Source organism: Streptomyces sp. NPDC001020, from assembly GCF_053599115.1.
In genome coordinates this window covers 1-17804 of the sequence record NZ_JBSFLQ010000055.1, presented here as the reverse complement: position 1 = coordinate 17804, position 17804 = coordinate 1, and the positions used below count along the sequence as shown (strand labels likewise).

Here is a 17804-nt window from a genome sequence, read left to right as displayed (position 1 = left end):
TGTCCGCACGGACCGGCCCCGTGCAGGGTTCCTGCTGCCGATGGTTGTGGGCTACTGCATGACGGCCATGGCGAGCGCACGGCGGGCGCGCAGCGACGCGCGCTCGGCCCGGCGCTGCATCCGGCGGGCCACCGCCAGGTGCACGGCTTGGCGTTCCTGCTCGGCCTCATGCAGTTGCTCGCGCATATGCGCACGAGCCAAGGCTTCTGGGATGAGTTGCATCTCTCGGGTCCTGTTCTGGCGCGAGGCGTTCGCGCCGGAGGTGGTGAAGTCTGAGGTTGCGGAGCCTGTGGGATCGCTGGTGGACGGCTTCATCGGGGCCTGCTTCTCGGGGTCGTGCGTCAGGGGGCGGTCGATCGTTCCTGCGGTGTTCATGCCGTGACCGGGTTCTTGCGCGGGCGACCACGCGGCCGCTTCCGGGCGACGACGACTCCCTGGACGAAGAGCTCGCCACCCCAGACACCCCAGGGCTCACGCCGTTCCTTGGCGCCGGCGAGGCAGGCCTCCATCAGCGGGCAGGTACGGCAGAGGGACTTGGCGTACTCGACGTCGGCAGGCGACTCGGCGAAGAAGACCTCCGGGTCGTAGGAGCGGCAGGGAACGGGCACGCCGAGGTTCTCGATGGCGTCGTCCAGCGCGGTGAGCGCGGTGAGCGGGGTCAAGGTGGGGTCCTCCGTGAGGCCGGGCGGGGGGATCGTTTCGGAAGGCGGTACGGACGGGGCGTGCGCTTCGAGTTGCACGGTTCGTCTTCCTCGTCTGGTCGTTCCGGTCCGGTGGGACCGGGTGGCGGCTTGGTACCGGGTTCTTTTCTTTTCCCGAGGCTTCTTCGTCTGCCGTCCCGGTTCGGGGAAAACAGAAGGGCCGCGGATCCCGGATGGGGTTCCGCGGCCCTGAAGGCGCCGGCCTGATCGACGATCAGGCTGGATCACTCCAGGGTTTTGGCCCACGGAAGGCCCACATCAGGTGGTGCTGCGTCGTCTGCTTCCGGAATCCGGCACCGGCTGCCGCAAAGGCATAGGCCTGTGCCTGTGCCGCTACTGCTTCCAGTGCCTTGGTCGGTCGCTCATTGCCCTCACGGATGGGAAGACCCGCGAGAGACACGCCGGACGCCGGACGCACGGCACGAATGCCGGACAGACCGGTGCCCAGGTTCGAGACGCCGAGCATGCACGTGGAGACGACCGAGCGATCGGTCATTTTGACGGTGCTGATGAAGCTGGTGTTGATGCTGATCACTGGAATCGCCTCCTCTCGGCGTCTTGAGGGACTGGGGCTGGCCAGTCCGACGGACAGGTAAGTACAGCACGGAATCAGGGCCTTCGAGAAGGCCTCTGCTCCCATGGCTAAGAACCTATGGGGATTGCTGGGGCATGCGCAAACTATTTTTTCGACGAGTTCGTATCAGCCATCCTCGCCGTCGGCTGCTCCATGCCTGCCAGCGCAGATGGCCAGAACGTCGGTGCCGTAGCGCCTGAGCTTGCGGACTCCGACTCCTGGGATGCGGGCCAGTTCACCCGCGTCGCCGGGAACCACCTCGGCGATCGCGATCAGCGTTCTGTCGGTGAACACGCAGAACGCGGGCTGCCCACTGTGGTGCGCCTGCGTCGCCCGCCACTCACGCAGCCGCTCGTAGAGGCCCTCGTCCATGTCGGAGGGACAACCGTCGCAGCGCATGAGCTTCATTTCTCCGGGGTCTGACAGCGTGCGCCCGCAGACCCGACAGCGGGCCGGGGTCCTACTCGTACGCGGGAGAGCGGTGGAGGCGACGGTGCTGAAGCCACGGACGACACCTCCGCCGCCGGCCGCAGCCGTGTGGCCCGTCACGGCGGTGGAGCCGGGGCGCAGCCCGTCGAGGAAGCGGCTGGGCCGTCGCCCGGGGCGACCACCGGGTGAGCGGGACAGGGCCCAAGAAACGTGCAGGTGTTCCCTCGCGCGGGTGACACCAACGTAGAGGAGACGGCGTTCCTCCTCGATCTGCTCGTCGGTCTTCGCGTAGGTGATCGGCATCATGCCCTCGGCGACCCCGACGAGGAAGACGACGTCCCACTCCAGGCCTTTGGCCGAGTGCAGGGAGGCGAGGGTGACGCCCTGCACCGTCGGGGCGTGCTGGGAGTTCGCCCGCTCGTCGAGTTCCGCCACCAGGTCGGCGAGGGTGGCGTCGGATTTGGCCGCGGCGAAGTCCTGCGCGAGGTTCACCAGTGCGGCCAGGGACTCCCAGCGCTCCCTGGCGGCTCCGGAGCCCGCGGGCGGCGTGGTGGTCCAGCCTTCGCCCGAGAGCACGGCGCGCACCTGGGAGGGCAGGTCCACGGCGTCGTCGAGAAGGGAGTCATTGGCACCGAAGCGGGCCGCGCCGCGCAGGGCGATACCCGCCTTGCGCACCTCGGGGCGGTCGAAGAACCGTTCCGCGCCACGCAGCTGGTAGGGGACTCCGGCGTCCGCGAGGGCTTGCTCGTAGATCTCGGACTGGGAGTTGGTACGGAACAGGATCGCGATCTCGGCGGCGGGCACACCGGCGGCGAGCAGGTCACGGATGCGACGGGCGGCACCTTCGGCTTCGGCCGGCTCGTCGGGGTATTCGGCATAGACGGGTTCGGGGCCCGGGGCGCGCTGGGAGATCAGTTCGAGGCGGTGTTCGGCGGCGCGACCGCGGGCTTGGGCGAGGAGGCCGTTGGCCAGGTGGACGACCTGGGGTGAGGAGCGGTAGTCGCGGACGAGTTTGACGACGGTGGCTCCGGGGTGACGGGTGCGGAAGTCGAGGAGGTGGTCGGGGGTGGCGCCGGTGAAGGAGTAGATCGTCTGGCTGGCGTCACCGACCACGCACAGGCTGTCCCGGTCACCGAGCCACAACTCGAGCAGACGCTGCTGGAGCGGGCTGACGTCCTGGTACTCGTCGACGACGAAGTGCTGGTACTGGGCGCGGACCGCCTCGGCGATGTCGTGCCGGTCCTGGAGGATGCCGACAGTGAGCAGGAGGACGTCCTCGAAGTCGATGACGGCGCGGGCGCGCTTGAGGTCTTCGTAGGTGGCGTAGAGCTGGGCGATCTCGGCAGGATCACGGGGGGCTTCGCGGCCCGCTTTGACGACTGCGGCCGCGTAGTCGGCGGGGACGGTCTGGGTGACCTTGGACCATTCGATCTCGGCGGTCACGTCCCGCAGCTCGTTACGGTCGAGGCGGATACGGCAGGCCGCAGCGGCGTCCGCGACGGTCTGGACCTTGCGGTCGATGATTCTGGGGAGGCCACCTCCCACGGCTTTCGGCCAGAAGTACTGAAGCTGGCGCAGGGCGGCGGAGTGGAATGTACGGGCCTGGACGCCGGCGGCGCCGAGCTGGCGGAGACGGCCTCGCATCTCACCCGCGGCGCGGTTGGTGAAGGTGACGGCGAGCACGCTGGAGGGCTGGAGGATGCCGGCACGTACTCCATAGGCGATGCGGTGGGTGATGGCGCGCGTCTTGCCCGTGCCGGCGCCTGCGAGCACGCACACCGGGCCGTGCAGGGCGGTCGCCACCTCGCGCTGCTCGGGGTCGAGCCCTTCGAGCACCGCGTCGGCCGAGTCAGGAACCTGCGGGAAGAGGGTGGAGTGCGTTGCTGCTGTCACCCCGCCATGCTGCCAGGTCGGCGGGGACGGGTGCGGCGGTTGTCCACAGGGGGGCATGTGCAGTCGTACTGATGCGACAGGCATCACTCGTGACGGGCCGGCCTGCCCGCCCTGGTGGGCACGGGAATGGTGGAACGTTCACGTACGTTTGCATTCTCAGCGAGCACTCACCCCCCAAGCCGCAAGGGAGCACAACCGACATGCCGGGCACTGTGACGATGTACAGCACTACGTGGTGTGGCTACTGCCGTCGGCTCAAGAGCCAGCTGGACCGCGAGGGCATCGCGTACAACGAGATCAACATCGAGCATGACCCGGAGTCCGCGGCTTTCGTGGAGAAGGCGAACGGTGGAAATCAGACGGTTCCGACGGTTCGGGTCATTCCCACCCCGGGAAGCTCTGAGGTCGTCATGACCAACCCGAGCCTTGCGCAGGTGAAGCAGGCGCTCGGCGTCTGACCCGCAGCTCGGGAAGCAGCCCTCGCCCCTGCAGGGACGGGGGCTGCTTGTTGCTTCCCCCAGGGCGCGTGCCGGTGTCAGCCGCTCCTCGTCGGCAGGGGCTTGTCGTACCACAGTTCGATCAGGCGGGCGGCGATGGAGATTCCGTACGGGGGCAGCACCTCGCCGGACTCGAAGGCGGCGCACAGTTCTTCGCGGGAGAACCAGCGAGCCTCATGAATCTCCTCGCCGTCGACGTTGATGTCGGTGGAGGTGGCTCGGGCCAGGAAGCCGAGCATCAGGCTGGAGGGGAAGGGCCAGGGCTGGCTGGCGATGTACTCGACCTCACCGACGGTGACGCCCGTCTCCTCGAAGACCTCGCGGCGCACCGACTGCTCGATGGACTCGCCGGGCTCGACGAAGCCGGCGAGGGTCGAGAAGCGGCCTTCGGGCCAGTGCACCTGGCGGCCGAGCAGAATACGGTCCTTCTCATCGGTGACAGCCATGATCACCGCAGGGTCGGTGCGCGGGTAGTGCTCCGCACCGCAGGCCGGGCAGCGGCGGATGTGGCCCGCGGCCGCGATGACCGTGCGTTCGCCGCACCGCGAGCAGAAGCGGTGCATGCGCTGCCAGTTCTCCAAGGCGACCGCGTGCACCATCAGACCCGCGTCGCGCGGGGACAGCAGCAGTCCGGCCTCGCGCAGGCCCGCCGGGCGCGCGGACTGGTCCATACGGCCCGGGAGCGTGTCCTTCTGGAGTGCGAAGTAACTTACGCCGTCCTCGTCGGTGCCCAGGAAGTAGCGGTGGGCCTCCGTGAGGGGTGCCTCGAAGGAGGGGGTCATGACGAGTTCGGTCCGACCGTCGGGCGTCTCGTCGATGAGAACCTGACCGCCCGAGACCACGAAGCAGCGGGTGGTGGGGTGGCTCCACGCCGCGGCGAGCCAGGCCTCGTCAAGCCGGTGGTGGGCGGCCCGGTCGATGCCGCTCGGCGCGGTGAGCGAGATGGGCCGGTCGGCTGTGTGGTCGGTCCAGGTGGTCACGGGTGCTTCCAACTCCCCCTGTGCGGCGGTTTGTTCGGCGGGCGGTTCAGCGGGACGTATGGCTGGAGGGGACCGGGTCCGGTGAGCTTTGGGTGCGCGGGGCGGCCCTTTCAGGGCCCCGCGCCCCGCGGCCCGCTCGGGCGGACGTCCGCCCCGCGAGTGCGTCAGTCCGCATGTCGCCAGTTCTCCCCCAGGTCACCCCACAGGTATGCGGCGGTCTGGACGCCCTTGAGGAGCAGGTCGAGTTCGACCTTCTCGTTCGGGGCGTGCCAGCCGTCGGACGGGACGGAGATGCCGAGGAAGAGCACGGGGACGCCGAGGACTTCCTGGAGGTCTGCGGCGGGTCCGGAGCCTCCCTCGCGGGTGAAGCGGACCGGCTGCTGGAAGGCGCGACCCATGGCGCGGACGACCGACTGCAGCGCAGGGTGGTCGAGGGGCGTCAGGCAGGGGCGGGTGGCCGAACCGAACGTGATCTCGTGCCGGATCCCGGCGGGCAGCCGGTCGGCGGCCCAGGCGCGGACGGCCTTCTCGATGTGATCGGGGTCCTGTCCGGCGACGAGCCGGAAGGAGAGTTTGACGATGGCCGAGGACGGGATGATCGTCTTGCTGCCGGGGCCCTGGTAGCCGCCGCCGATGCCGTTGACCTCAGCCGTGGGGCGGGCCCAGATGCGCTCCAGGGTGGTGTGTCCTGCCTCGCCGTGGGTGGCTGCCGACTTGGCGGTCCGCAGCCACTGCGCCTCGTCGAAGGGCAGCTCGGCGAAGAGTCCCCGTTCGCGGTCGGTGAGTTCCCTGACGCCGTCGTAGAAGCCGGGGATCGCCACACGCGCGTGCTCGTCGTGCAGGGCGGCGACCAGGCGTGCGGCCGCCGTGGCGGGGTTGGGTACGGCGCCGCCGAAGGAACCGGAGTGGATGTCCTGCTCGGGTCCGTGCAGGGTGATCTCGCACTCGGCGAGGCCGCGCATGCCCGTGCACACAGTGGGGGTGTCCTCGGACCACATGCCGGTGTCGGAGACGATCACCGCGTCGGCGGCGAGCCGGTCCGCGTGTTTCTCGACGAGGTCGCGGAAGTGCGGGGAGCCGGACTCCTCCTCGCCCTCGATCAGCAGCTTCAGATGGACGGCGGGGGCGCTGCGCCCGGTGGCGGCGAGGTGGGCGCGGACGCCGAGTGTGTGGAAGAACACCTGGCCCTTGTCGTCGGCGGCCCCGCGTGCGTAGAGGCGACCCTCGCGGATCACCGGCTCGAAGGGGTCGCCGGCCCAGCCGTCCTCACGGGCGGCGGGCTGTACGTCGTGGTGGCCGTAGACCAGGACGGTGGGTGCCTGCGCGTCCTCGGAGGGCCATTCGGCGAAGACGGCGGGGGCGCCGTCGGTCGGCCACACCTCGACCGTGGGAAAGCCGGTCTCCCCGAGCTTGGCGGCGAGCCATTCGGAGCTGCGCCGCACGTCCGCCGCGTGCTCGGGCTGGGCGGACACCGACGGGATGCGCAGCCACTCCACGAGGTCCTCGAGGAAGGCGGCGCGATGGTCGTCGATGTACGTCAGGACGGCGTTGTCCGGGGTCTGGCTCATGGCCACGAGCCTATCGGCCCACACCGACATCCTGATCCGCCGGTTCCCGGCGGGAGGTCTCCTCCAGCAGCAGCCGCTCCAGTGCGGCCCTGTCCGGCAGACCTTCAGGGCGGACGACCTCGCCGCTGCGGACGTACAGGAACGCGACCCTGACGGCTTCCAGAGGCACGCCTTGCTGTTCGGCCCAGGCGAGCCGGTACAACGCGAGCTGGAGCGGGTCTCCGGTTCGCGTGCGGCCGGTTTTCCAGTCGACGATCTCGTACACCGTCCCGTCGCCGTCGTCGACGCGGTAGACGGCGTCTATGCGGCCGCGTACGACACGTCCGGCAAGGGCGAGCTGGAAGGGGGCCTCGACCCGGTACGGGGTGCGGTGCGCGTAGGGGGTGCGCTCGAAGGCGTCCTTGAGGGCCTCCAGGTCGCGCTCGTCGGCGATCTCGGCATCGGCTCCGGGTAGTTCCTCCGGCTCCAGCATGGGCAGCAGCAGTTCCTCGAAACGTGCCTCGACCCAGGCGTGGAAGCGGGTGCCGCGGCGCGCGGCCGGTTGCGGGGGGCGTGGCAGGGGGCGCGCGAGCTCCTGCGCGAGCCCGTCGGGGTCGGCGGCCAGGCGCAGCACCTGGGACGCGGTCAGCGACGGCGGCAGAGGAACGTCGGTGACCCTCGCGCGGGCGCGCAGCAGCTCTCCGGTGAGGGCGTCCAGGTCGCGGTCCCAGGAGGCGACGGCGTGAGCCTCCTCCGGGGTGAACGCGTCGGCCTCGTCGTCGGGGTGCCGCCGGGCTCGCGGGATGGCCGGGGTTCCGTCACCGCCGGGTGCGCGCCCGTGGGTGGCCGCCCCGGAAGCACGCTCCGCCGGACGGTCGGTCGTCCAGGCGTCCCAGTCGGAGGCGTCCTCCTCCGGCGAGCCTTCGGGGAGGGCGTCATAGGGGTCTCCCCCCTCGTAGACGTCTTCGTCGTCCGGTGGGAGCGGCCAGTCCGGGTCGTCGTACGCGGAGGGGTCGTGGGTGGTCGCGGGGTGAGTGCCGTGCGACGTCATCCGCTCAAGGTGCGCCAGTACGGTCTCGGCGGCGGCCCGGCGGCGGGCGAGCGCCGTCTCGTCCAGCGGGAGCGGCCAGGCGTGGTCGGCGGCGTCCTCGCGCAGCGCCGGGTTCTCCTCCTCGTCGGCCGGCTCCTTGGCCCAGGCCTCGATCTCGCCGTACCCGGCGGCGCAGTGGTCGTGGAGGGCCTGAAGGAAGTCCGAGGGCCCTCGGGGGCGCTTCTGGGCGGGGCCCCACCAGTGACCGGAGCCGAGCAGCAGGGAGCGGGGGCGGGTGAAGGTGACATAGCCGAGGCGCAGCTCCTCGGTGAGCTGGTGCTCCTTCATGGCCTCGTGGAAGGCCTTCAGGCCCCGGGAGTCCCAGGTCTCGACGTCGGGCAGGGTGTCGGCGTCGCCGCGCAGGGCGTGCGGCAGCACCTTGCCCTGGGCGGTCCACTTCTCCCGGCCCTGGGTGCTCGGAAAGGTGCCGTTGACCAGTCCGGGGACGGCGACGACGTCCCACTCCAGGCCCTTGGACTTGTGCGCGGTGAGCACCTTGACGGTGTTCTCGCCGCCCGGCAGGGCGTTGTCGAGGCCCTTCTCGTACTGGGCGGCGGTGCGCAGGAAGCCGAGGAACGCCAGGAGGGTGGTGCCCGGTTCGTTGGCGGCGAAGGTCGCGGCGATGTCCAGGAAGTTCGACAGGGTCTCGCGACGGCGGGCGGCCAGCGCGTGCGGGGACGCGGACAGCTCCACCTCCAGGCCGGTGACGGCGAGCACCCGGTGCAGAACGTCCATCAGCGGGTCGGCGAGGGAACGGCGCAGCTCGCGCAGCTCGGCGGCGAGGCGGGCGAAACGCACGCGCGCCTCGAGCGAGAAGGGCAGCCCGTCGTCCTCCCGCTCGGCGTCCATCGGCAGTTCGAGGAATGTGTCGAGGGCGTCCGCGAGCGAAATGACCTCGGACGGGTCGACACCTTCGACGGCCGCGGCGAGCCGGCGGTCCGGGTCGTCGTCGGCACCCACGCGCGCGTGTGCCACGAGCAACCTGGCGCGCCGCCCCAGGAGGGCGAGGTCGCGGGGGCCGATGCGCCAGCGTGGGCCGGTGAGGAGGCGGACCAGGGAGGCGTTGGCACCGGGATCCTGGAGGACCTCGCAGACGGCGACGAGGTCGGCGACCTCGGGCAGGTGCAACAGCCCGGACAGTCCCACGACCTCCACCGGGATGTCACGGGCGACGAGGGCGCCCTGGATTTCCGCGAAGTCGGTCGCCGTGCGGCACAGAACCGCGATCTCGCCGGATGGTGTGCCGGTGTGCACGAGGTGGGCGATGGAGTCGGCGATCCAGTCGATCTCCTCGGCGTGAGTGCGCAGCAGAGCGCAGCGGACCTGTCCGTCCCGTTCGGCGCCGGGGGCGGGGCGCAGGGCCTCCACACCCGCGTGCATCGCGCGCAGCGGCTCGGCGAGGCCGTTGGCGAGATCGAGGAGCCGACCGCCGCTACGACGGTTCTCGCTGAGCGCCTGGCGCTCGGCGGGGCGGCCGTCGGCGTGCGGGAAGTGCTGGGGGAAGTCGTCGAGGTTGGCGACGGAGGCGCCGCGCCAGCCGTAGATCGCCTGGCAGGGGTCTCCCACGGCCGTCACGGGGTGGCCGGTGCCGTCACCGAACAGTCCGGCGAGCAGGACGCGCTGTGCCACCGAGGTGTCCTGGTACTCGTCGAGCAGGACCACGCGGAACTCGTCGCGCAGGACGCGGCCCACCTCGGGAAGACCGGCGAGGGTCGCCGAGAGGGCGATCTGGTCGCCGAAGTCGAGCAGGTCCCGCTCCCGCTTCGCTGCGCGGTAGCGGCCGACCAGCTCGGCCAGTTCACGGCGGGCGGCGATGGTGTCGGGAACTTTGCGCAGGTCGGCGTTACTGAGTCTGACGCCTTCCAGGGTGCGCAGCAGCTCGGCGTCGTGGGCGCGCAGGTCCTCGGGTCGTACGAGGTGCTCGGCCAGCTCGGAGTCGAGGGCGAGCAGGTCGCTGACCAGGTCCGGGAAGGAGCGGGTCAGCGCCGGGTAGGGGCCCGGGGCTTCGCGCAGTACGCGCGCGGCAAGCTGGTAGCGGGTGGCGTCGGCCAGCAGGCGGGAGGTCGGTTCGAGCCCGATGCGCAGGCCGTGGTCGGTCAGCAGGCGGCCCGCGAAGGCGTGGTACGTGGAGATCACCGGCTCGCCCGGCGGGTTGTCCGGGTCGATCACGTCCGGATCGGTGACCCCGGCCTTGACGAGTGCCTTGCGCACGCGCTCGGCGAGTTCACCGGCCGCCTTGTTGGTGAAGGTCAGGCCGAGGACCTGCTCGGGGGCGACCTGTCCGGTCCCCACCAGCCACACCACGCGGGCCGCCATCACCGTGGTCTTGCCCGACCCGGCTCCGGCCACGATCACCTGCGGGGCAGGCGGTGCGGTGATGCAGGCCGTCTGCTCCGGCGTGAACGGGATGCCGAGGAGCTCCTTGAGCTGCTCGGGGTCGGTGATACGGGCGGGCACGTCGAAGAGGCTAGCGGCGGCCACCGACAACGGGGACCGGATCGCCTGTCGGATTCGAAGAAGCGCTGGTCAGCGCGTGCGGTGTGGTCCGTCACACGGGCGTTCTCACTCCACCACGTGACGGCCTTCCGGTCGCGCGCTGCACGAGGCCCGGAACGCGCAGTGTGTGCACTGCTGCCCGGTGGTCGGCGAGAAGCGCTCGTCGAGGACCTTGCCCGCGGCGGTGGCCAGCAGCTCGCCGATCCACTCGCCTTCCAGCGGCTCCTGAGCCTGCACCTTGGGCAGGCTCTCACCGCCGTCCTTCTTGGCGGCGCCCAGGCGCAACTGGACGAGCTCGGCGCCGCCCGGCTCGGGGCGCAGGCCGCCGAAGGCCTCGTCGACGGCACCCTCGCGCACGGCGAGCTGGTAAACGGCGAGTTGCGGATGCCGGGAGACCTCGGCGGCGCTGGGCGCCTGTTTGCCGGTCTTGAAGTCGACGACGTAGGCGCGGCCCTCGCTGTCCGCCTCGACGCGGTCCATGGAGCCGCGGATGCGTACCTCGTAGTCGCCCGCTTCGAGAGTGACGTCGAAGTCGTGCTCGCTCACCACCGGTGTGCGCCCGCTGCGGTCCATCACATGCCACTCAAGGAAGCGTTCGAGCGCCACGCGCGCGTTGTCCTTCTCCTGCGCGGACTTCCACGGCGCGTCGAAGGCGAGCGCGTTCCACACGGAGTCGAGGCGCTCCATGAGCACGGCGAGGTCGGCGGGGCTCTCCCCGGAAGCGACCTCGTCGGCGAGGACGTGCACCACGTTGCCGAAGCCCTGGGCGGCGGTCGCAGGCGCGTCGGCCTTCACCTCGCGCCCCAGGAACCACTGCAGCGCGCAGGTGCCGGCGAGCTGGTCCAGTGCGCTTCCGGAGAGCGCGACGGGCCGCTCACGGTCACGCAGCGGCACTTTGCTCTCCGTCGGGTCCCACATGCCCCACCAGCGGTAGGGGTGCGCGGACGGCACCAGTGGCCGGCCGTCCTCGTCAGCGAGCGCGGCGAGCCGAGCGAGCCTGAGCGCCGCGGCCTGCCTGAGGGCGTCGGACGCGCTCGGGTCGACGGTCGTGGCGCGTAGTTCTGCGACGAGCGCGGCGACGGACAGCGGGCGGCGTGGGCGGCCGGTGACGTCCTTGGGTTCGACACCGAGCTCGGCGAGGAAGCGGGAGGGCTGGTCGCCGTCGTCGGCGGGGGCCTTCACGGCGGTGACGATCAGACGTTCACGCGCGCGTGTGCAGGCCACGTAGAACAGCCGTCGCTCCTCGGCCAGCAGTGCGCCGGGAGTGAGGGGTTCGGCGAGCCCGTCACGGCCGATGCGGTCGGCCTCCAGCAGGGAGCCGCGGCGCCGCAGGTCGGGCCACAGCCCCTCCTGGACGCCCGCGACGACGACCAGGCGCCACTGCAGGCCCTTGGAGCGGTGCGCGGTCATCAGACGCACGGCGTCGGGGCGCACCGCCCGGCGGGTGAGCGTGTCCGCGGCAATGTCCTGGGCCTCGATCTCCTCGAGGAAGTTGAGGGCGCCCCGCCCGCCGGTGCGCTCCTCGGCGCGCGCGGCAGTCGCGAACAGGGCGCACACGGCGTCGAGGTCGCGGTCGGCATTGCGGCCGGCGGCGCCACCGCGTCGAGAGGCACCTTCCAGACGCTTGGACCACGGTGTGCCGTCCCACAGGTCCCACAGGGCCTCCTCGGCCGTGCCGCCGCCCGCGAGCCGCTCGCGGGCCGTCCTGAGCAGCTCGCCGAGGCGCTGGGCCCCCCTCGTGTACGCCGGGTCGTGTGCCACCAGACGCTCCGGCTCGGCCAGTGCCCGCGCGAGAAGCTCACCGGAGGGTGGCGGTACGGGATTCCCGGCGGCTCGCTCCTCCTCACGCAGGGCGCGGCCCAGGCGGCGCACGTCGGCGGCGTCCATGCTCGCGAGCGGGGAGGCCAGGAGGGTCAGCGCGGTCTCGGTGTCGAGCCAGGTCTCCCGTTCCGCCCCCTCTGGTGCCGCCTGCTCGGCGTCCGTACCGGAGGCTGCCGCCCGCGCCACCGCCCGCAGCGCGGTCAGCAGCGGGGCCACCGCCGGTTCGTGGCGCAGCGGCAGGTCGTCGCCGTCGATGTCCAACGGAACCCCGGCGGCCGTCAGGGCGCGGCGGACCATCGGGATCGTGCGGGCACCGGCCCGGACCAGCACGGCCATCTCGCCCCATGGAACGCCGTCCTCCAGGTGGGCGCGGCGCAGCATGTCGGCGACGTTGTCCAGCTCCGTACCGGGCGTCGGGTACGTGTAGACCTCGACCCGGCCCCCGTCCCGGACCGCGGCGAGTTCCCGGTGCGCCCGCGCCTGCTGAGCCGGAAGGCGGGTCAGCGGCATCCGCTGGGTCAACAGTCGCGTGGCGGCCAGGAGGGCGGCGCCGGAACGGCGGGACGTCCTGAGGACCTCCACGGGCGCCCGTGTGCCGTCAGTGCGCGGGAAGACGTACGGGAATTCCAGGAGGCCGCCCACGTCGGCGCCTCGGAACGCGTAGATCGACTGGTCTGGGTCGCCGAAGGCCACCAGGGTCCGGCCGTCGCCCGCCAAGGCGTGCAGGAGCCGTACCTGAGCGGGATCGGTGTCCTGGTACTCGTCCACGTAGACCACGTCGTACTGGGCGGCCAGTCGCTCGGCGACCCGGGGACGGCGGGCCAGCAGCACCGCGCGGTGAACGAGTTCCGCGTAGTCGATCACTCCCTGGAGGTCCAGGACGTCCAGGTACTCGGCGAGGAAGGCGGACGCGGCCTGCCAGTCGGGGCGGCCGATGCGCTCGGCGAAGCGGCGCAGGGCGTCCGGGCCGAGGCCGAGTTCACGGCTGCGGGCCAGCACGGCGCGGACCTCGTCGGCGAAGCCGCGCGTGGTCAGGCAGGCACGAAGCTCGTCCGGCCAGCTCACGTGCGCCAGGCCCAGGCGCTCCAGGTCGGGCTGGCCGGCGAGCAGCTCACGCACGGCCACGTCCTGTTCCGGGCCGGACAGCAGCCGCAGGGGTTCGGCGAAGACATCGCTGTCCTGGTGGGCGCGGACCAGGGCGTAGCAGAACGAGTGGAACGTGGTGGCCTGCGGGGCGTGTGCCGCCCCTGTCCGCAGCGCCATCCGGTCCCGCAGGTCGACGGCGGCCCTGCGGCTGAACGTCAGCACCAGGATGCGCTCCGGGTCGTCTCCGCGGGCGATCCGGGCGGCCACGGACTCGACAAGCGTGGTCGTCTTGCCGGTGCCCGGGCCTGCGAGAACGAGCAACGGACCGGTCTCATGGTCAACCACCGCACGCTGTCCTGCGTCCAGTCGAGGGGGGTCCACCCGGCCCGGCAGGGTACGCACCAGTCGGTAAGCGCCACGGCTCCCCCGCCGCGGCTGGGTGTGCGGCAGGCGTTTGGTGGAGGAAGAGGAGCTCACGTGGTTCGCCGGTCCTGGTGGTCGTGCAATTGGTCACTGCCGGCGCGGAGCGCCGTCGTCGAGGAGTGGTGGTCGGGCTGGGGGCACCTCCCAGCCGTAGCTGGGGGAGGGCGGAAGGGCCATCGCGCGTTGCGGGCGGTGACCTCGGGATGAGAAGGGTGCGCGCCGTCGACGTTACGCCCGGCCATGACGCGGAAGCAGGGCTTCCCCCGGTTTCGCCGCGCCCGGTGGGTCGCTCAGGCGCCCCGTTGCACGAACATACGGCATGCCGCGGGCGTGCCCCTCTTCCTCCGTACGGGGGAAGAGGGGCACGGATTCCCGTCCGCGCCATCCGTACCGTCCGGTGCCGGAAGCTGTCAGGTGTGACCTTCCGCGCGTTCCTCGCCATCCCATCGCGCCCGCTTCATGTCGACACGCGGCAGATGTCCGTCGGAGGCGCGGCCGGCCTCGCGCAGCGGGGTGCCCTCCTCCCGGTAGTGGCCCAGCGCGTCCAGCTCATGGCCCGGGAGCAGTACTCCGTCCGCACGGATGACACGCCACCAGGGGACCGCTCCGCCGTAGAGGGCCATCACGCGACCCACCTGGCGTGGACCGCCGACGCGTCTTCCACCACCGCCCTTGCCGGTGAGCGCCTCGCGCTCGCCCTCCTCGTACTCCAGCCATTCGGCCACGTCCCCGTACGTCATGACGCGTCCCGGCGGGATGCGCTCAGCAACGTCAAGGACCCGTTCCGCGTACTCCGGCAGGGCGTCCGCCGCAAGGCTTTCCTCGCTCACCCGTCCCATCCTGCCGCACCCCACCGACAATGGAACGGACAGCGGCCGAACACAGCCCTCGCCTCGGCACAGCGCTTCGGGCAGACTGTGCGCCCCCGCATTTGCACCCTGATACCCCTGTGTGTCGGGTGGGCATGCCACCATCGTGCGGGCGGTGATTGGTGATACGAGATCAAGAAGATGCGATGAAAGAGCAGGGCGTGCACCCCGATGACGCGGAGGGCACTTCTGAGGCTTCGTCGCGCCCGGACACCGCCGCCCCGGACCGCAGCGCCGCCGACGACACGGCCGAGAAGGTCCGCGCGGACGACGCGCGTGAGGAGACACGCGACAGCGAGAACCCGCACGAGAGGGCACACAAGAACAAGGCTCCCGAAGCGGCGGACGCCGAGCGGCGGACCGCGCCGGACGAGAGCCGCGCCGACAGCCGCAACGACGAGGTCGAGGGCGACGAACCGCTGCTCACCGCGCGCGTGCACCGCCCTTCCGATCTGATGCGTCTCTTGGTGGGCGTGCTCGCGATCGTCGTGCTGCTCGCCATCGCCGCCTTCGCGCACGGCACCACGTCGGGGCTCGAACAGGACATCAACAAGGGCACGGGGCAGGCGCCCGATCTACTGATCAAGCTCGCGGGTCTGGCGTCGAGCATCGCGATCCTCCTGGTGCCGGTCGCCTTCGCGATCGAGCGACTGATCAAACGGGACGGACTGCGTATCGCGGACGGCGTCCTCGCTGCGGTCCTGGCGCACGGGGTGACACTCGCCACGGACCTGTGGGTCGCCCGGGCCGCCCCGCGCTCCATCCAGGAGGCGCTCACCCAGCCCTCCCCCGGCGACATCCACGCCCTGACCGACCCGGTGCACGGCTACCTGGCACCTGTCATCGCCTATATGACGGCCGTGGGCATGTCACGCAGACCGCGCTGGCGTGCCGTGCTGTGGGTGGTACTGCTGCTCGACGCCTTCTCGATGCTGGTCACCGGCTACACCACGCCGTTCTCGATCATCCTGACGGTGCTGATCGGCTGGAGCGTCGCGGCGGGGACGCTGTACGCGGTCGGCTCACCGAACGTGCAGCCCACCGGGCGAACCCTGATGGCGGGCCTGCGCACCGTGGGATTCCGCCCCGTGAGCGCGGCCCGCAGGGAGGCGCACGACACGGCGGACAACGGCGATCGTGGGCGGCGCTACTTCGTCACCCTGGAGGACGGCCCGCCCCTCGACGTCACGGTCGTCGACCGTGAGCAGCAGGCGCAGGGCTTCTTCTACCGGCTGTGGCGGAGGCTGACGCTGCGCGGGATCACCACCCGCCGCAGCCTGCAGTCGCTGCGCCAGGCGCTGGAACAGGAGGCACTTGTCGCGTACGCGGCCATCGCGGCGGGCGCCAACGCGCCCAAGCTGATCGCGACCTCCGAGCTGGGTCCTGACGCGGTCATGCTCGTCTACGAGCACACCGGCGGCCACACCCTCGACCAGCTTGCCGACGAGGAGATCACCGACGAGCTGCTGCACGACACCTGGCATCAGGTGCGGGCGCTGCAGTCGAGGCGCATCGCGCACCGCCGGCTCGCGGGCGACGCCCTCATGGTGGATCGTTCCGGTGCCGTCGTCCTGACCGATCTGCGCGGCGGCGAGATCGCGGCCGGCGACCTGGTGCTGCGGATGGACATCGCGCAGTTGCTGACCACGCTCGGGCTGCGGGTCGGTGCCGAGCGCGCGGTGGCGTCCGCGGTCGGCGTGCTCGGCCCGGACGCGGTCGCCGGATGCCTGCCTCTGCTGCAGCCGATCGCGCTGACGCGCTCCACGCGCGCGACGCTCAGGAAACTGGCCCGGGAGCGAGCCCATCGCGAACGGGAAGCGGTCCTTGAGGCGTCCCGGCAGACCAAGCTGGCCCGTCTGGCGGAGGCCCGCGAGAACAGCAGCGGCGTCACCCTCGACAAACCCGACAAGAAGGCCCTACGCGCTGAGCAGCGGGCCGAGAAGCGTGCCATCGACGAAGCCCTCGACGGGGCGCGCGAGGAAGATCTGCTCACCCAGATCCGCCACCAGGTGCTCCGGATCCGGCCGCAGGCACCGGTCCAGCCGGCCCGCCTGGAGCGGGTGCGGCCACGCACACTGATCAGTTTCATCGCCGGTGCCATCGGCGCGTACTTCCTGTTGACGCAGCTCACGCACATCGAGTTCGGCACGCTCTTCGCCAACGCCCAGTGGGGCTGGGTGGCGGCGGCCGTGCTCTTCGCCGCGTTCAGCTATGTCGCGGCGGCGATGCAGCTCCTGGGGTTCGTGCCCGAGCGGGTGCCGTTCCCTCGGACCGTGGCCGCGCAGGTCGCCGGCTCGTTCGTGAAGATCGTGGCGCCCGCGGCGGTCGGCGGTGTCGCCCTGAACACGCGCTTCCTGCAGCGCGCGGGGGTGCGGCCGGGGCTCGCGGTGGCAAGCGTCGGCGCGTCGCAGTTGTTCGGGCTCGGCTGTCACATCCTGATGCTGCTGTCCTTCGGCTATCTCACAGGCACCGAGAAGACACCGTCCCTGTCGCCGTCCCGCACGGTCATCGCCGGCCTCCTGACGGTCGCGGTGCTCGTCCTGGTGGTCACGTCAGTGCCGTTCCTGCGAAAATTCGCCGTCACGCGCGTGAGGTCGCTGTTCGCGGGTGTGGTGCCGCGCATGCTCGACGTCCTGCAGCGGCCGCAGAAGCTGATCACCGGCATCGGCGGCATGCTGCTGCTGACCGCGTCCTTCGTGATGTGCCTGGACGCGTCGATCCGGGCGTTCGGGCACGAGCAGAACGCCACGCTGAGCCTGGCCAGCGTCGCGGTCGTCTTCCTCGCGGGCAACGCGCTCGGTTCAGCGGCCCCGACCCCGGGCGGCGTGGGCGCGGTCGAGGCGACCCTGACGGTCGGTCTCATCGCCGTCGGCCTGCCCAAGGAGGTCGCGGCGCCCGCGGTGCTGCTGTACCGGCTCCTGACGCTGTGGCTGCCGGTGCTGCCGGGATGGCTGTTCTTCAACCATCTGACACGCAAGGGCGCGCTCTAGTGCTGTGTATGGGTACCGGGGCCCCTCACTCGTACGGGCGTGCGCGCGTCCCGGAAACAGAACTCACCCGCACGGCTCGCGCCCCGAGCGTCACCCTCCGTGTGGATCCACGATGGCACCATGCCGAAGCCTCCCCGGATCCGAGCCGCTGTCCTCGCCGCCGCCGTCCTTCTGCCCGCCCTGATCACCGGCTGCGCCCGTGGCCCCGCCGCACAAGCCCGTGGCCCCGCAGAGGGAGGCCTGTCGGGGCAGAAGCTGAGCTGGAAGGACTGCCCGGCACCGTCCGAGGCGGAGGGCGGCGGCAGCGCCCCCACACCGCTGCCGAACAACGGCCGGTGGCAGTGCGCGACCATGAAGGCACCCCTGAACTGGAACGCCCCTGAGAGCGGCACCATCGACATCGCTCTG

11 protein-coding genes and 1 pseudogene are annotated in these 17804 nt (G+C 71.3%); 3 read left to right on the top strand and 9 right to left on the bottom strand.

Annotation, left to right across the window (positions count from 1 at the left end; translation table 11 throughout):
* Positions 1-51 precede the first annotated feature (51 nt).
* The 4 genes from ACWDEX_RS33625 to ACWDEX_RS33610 all read right to left on the bottom strand — a co-directional run bounded on the left by ACWDEX_RS33625 (position 52) and on the right by ACWDEX_RS33610 (position 3654).
* A complete protein-coding gene (locus tag ACWDEX_RS33625; protein ID WP_450468258.1) occupies positions 52-375 on the bottom strand; it encodes a hypothetical protein in 324 nt (107 codons plus the stop codon).
* Entirely contained in the window at positions 372-740 is a 369-nt protein-coding gene (locus tag ACWDEX_RS33620; protein WP_073754157.1) for a WhiB family transcriptional regulator, read from the bottom strand. The genes ACWDEX_RS33625 and ACWDEX_RS33620 overlap by 4 nt, the downstream gene beginning before the upstream one ends.
* A gap of 175 nt (positions 741-915) precedes the next feature.
* Positions 916-1236, bottom strand: a complete 321-nt coding sequence (locus ACWDEX_RS33615; RefSeq protein ID WP_450468257.1) for a hypothetical protein — start codon at positions 1234-1236, stop codon at positions 916-918.
* A 165-nt stretch (positions 1237-1401) separates the two neighbouring features.
* Positions 1402-3654, bottom strand: a complete 2253-nt coding sequence (locus ACWDEX_RS33610; protein ID WP_450468276.1) for an ATP-dependent DNA helicase UvrD2 — start codon at positions 3652-3654, stop codon at positions 1402-1404.
* Between the two features lie 143 nt (positions 3655-3797).
* Between ACWDEX_RS33610 and ACWDEX_RS33605 the strand changes: the two genes are divergently transcribed.
* A complete protein-coding gene (locus ACWDEX_RS33605; RefSeq protein WP_450468256.1) occupies positions 3798-4055 on the top strand; it encodes a mycoredoxin in 258 nt (85 codons plus the stop codon).
* A 77-nt stretch (positions 4056-4132) separates the two neighbouring features.
* Here ACWDEX_RS33605 and nudC read toward each other — a convergent pair whose 3' ends face one another.
* From nudC to ACWDEX_RS33580, 5 genes are all read right to left on the bottom strand, one after another.
* A complete protein-coding gene (gene nudC, locus ACWDEX_RS33600; protein WP_450468255.1) occupies positions 4133-5074 on the bottom strand; it encodes an NAD(+) diphosphatase in 942 nt (313 codons plus the stop codon).
* Positions 5075-5238: 164 nt separating this feature from the next.
* Positions 5239-6642, bottom strand: coding sequence for a dipeptidase (locus ACWDEX_RS33595; RefSeq protein ID WP_450468254.1), 1404 nt, complete (start codon positions 6640-6642; stop codon positions 5239-5241).
* A gap of 10 nt (positions 6643-6652) precedes the next feature.
* The gene (locus tag ACWDEX_RS33590) at positions 6653-10168 is read right to left on the bottom strand and encodes a UvrD-helicase domain-containing protein (RefSeq protein WP_450468253.1); all 3516 of its coding nucleotides are present in this window, start codon (positions 10166-10168) and stop codon (positions 6653-6655) included.
* A gap of 105 nt (positions 10169-10273) precedes the next feature.
* Complete coding sequence (locus ACWDEX_RS33585; RefSeq protein ID WP_450468252.1) at positions 10274-13591, bottom strand: ATP-dependent helicase; 3318 nt, start codon at positions 13589-13591, stop codon at positions 10274-10276.
* Between the two features lie 356 nt (positions 13592-13947).
* Complete coding sequence (locus tag ACWDEX_RS33580) at positions 13948-14367, bottom strand: MGMT family protein (protein ID WP_450468251.1); 420 nt, start codon at positions 14365-14367, stop codon at positions 13948-13950.
* 185 nt (positions 14368-14552) lie between these two features.
* On the opposite strand from ACWDEX_RS33580, the gene ACWDEX_RS33575 reads away from it, so the two are divergent.
* The gene (locus ACWDEX_RS33575; RefSeq protein ID WP_450468250.1) at positions 14553-17396 is read left to right on the top strand and encodes a lysylphosphatidylglycerol synthase domain-containing protein; all 2844 of its coding nucleotides are present in this window, start codon (positions 14553-14555) and stop codon (positions 17394-17396) included.
* A 120-nt stretch (positions 17397-17516) separates the two neighbouring features.
* Positions 17517-17804 (top strand): annotated as a pseudogene (locus ACWDEX_RS33570) (alpha/beta hydrolase); the annotation flags it as partial.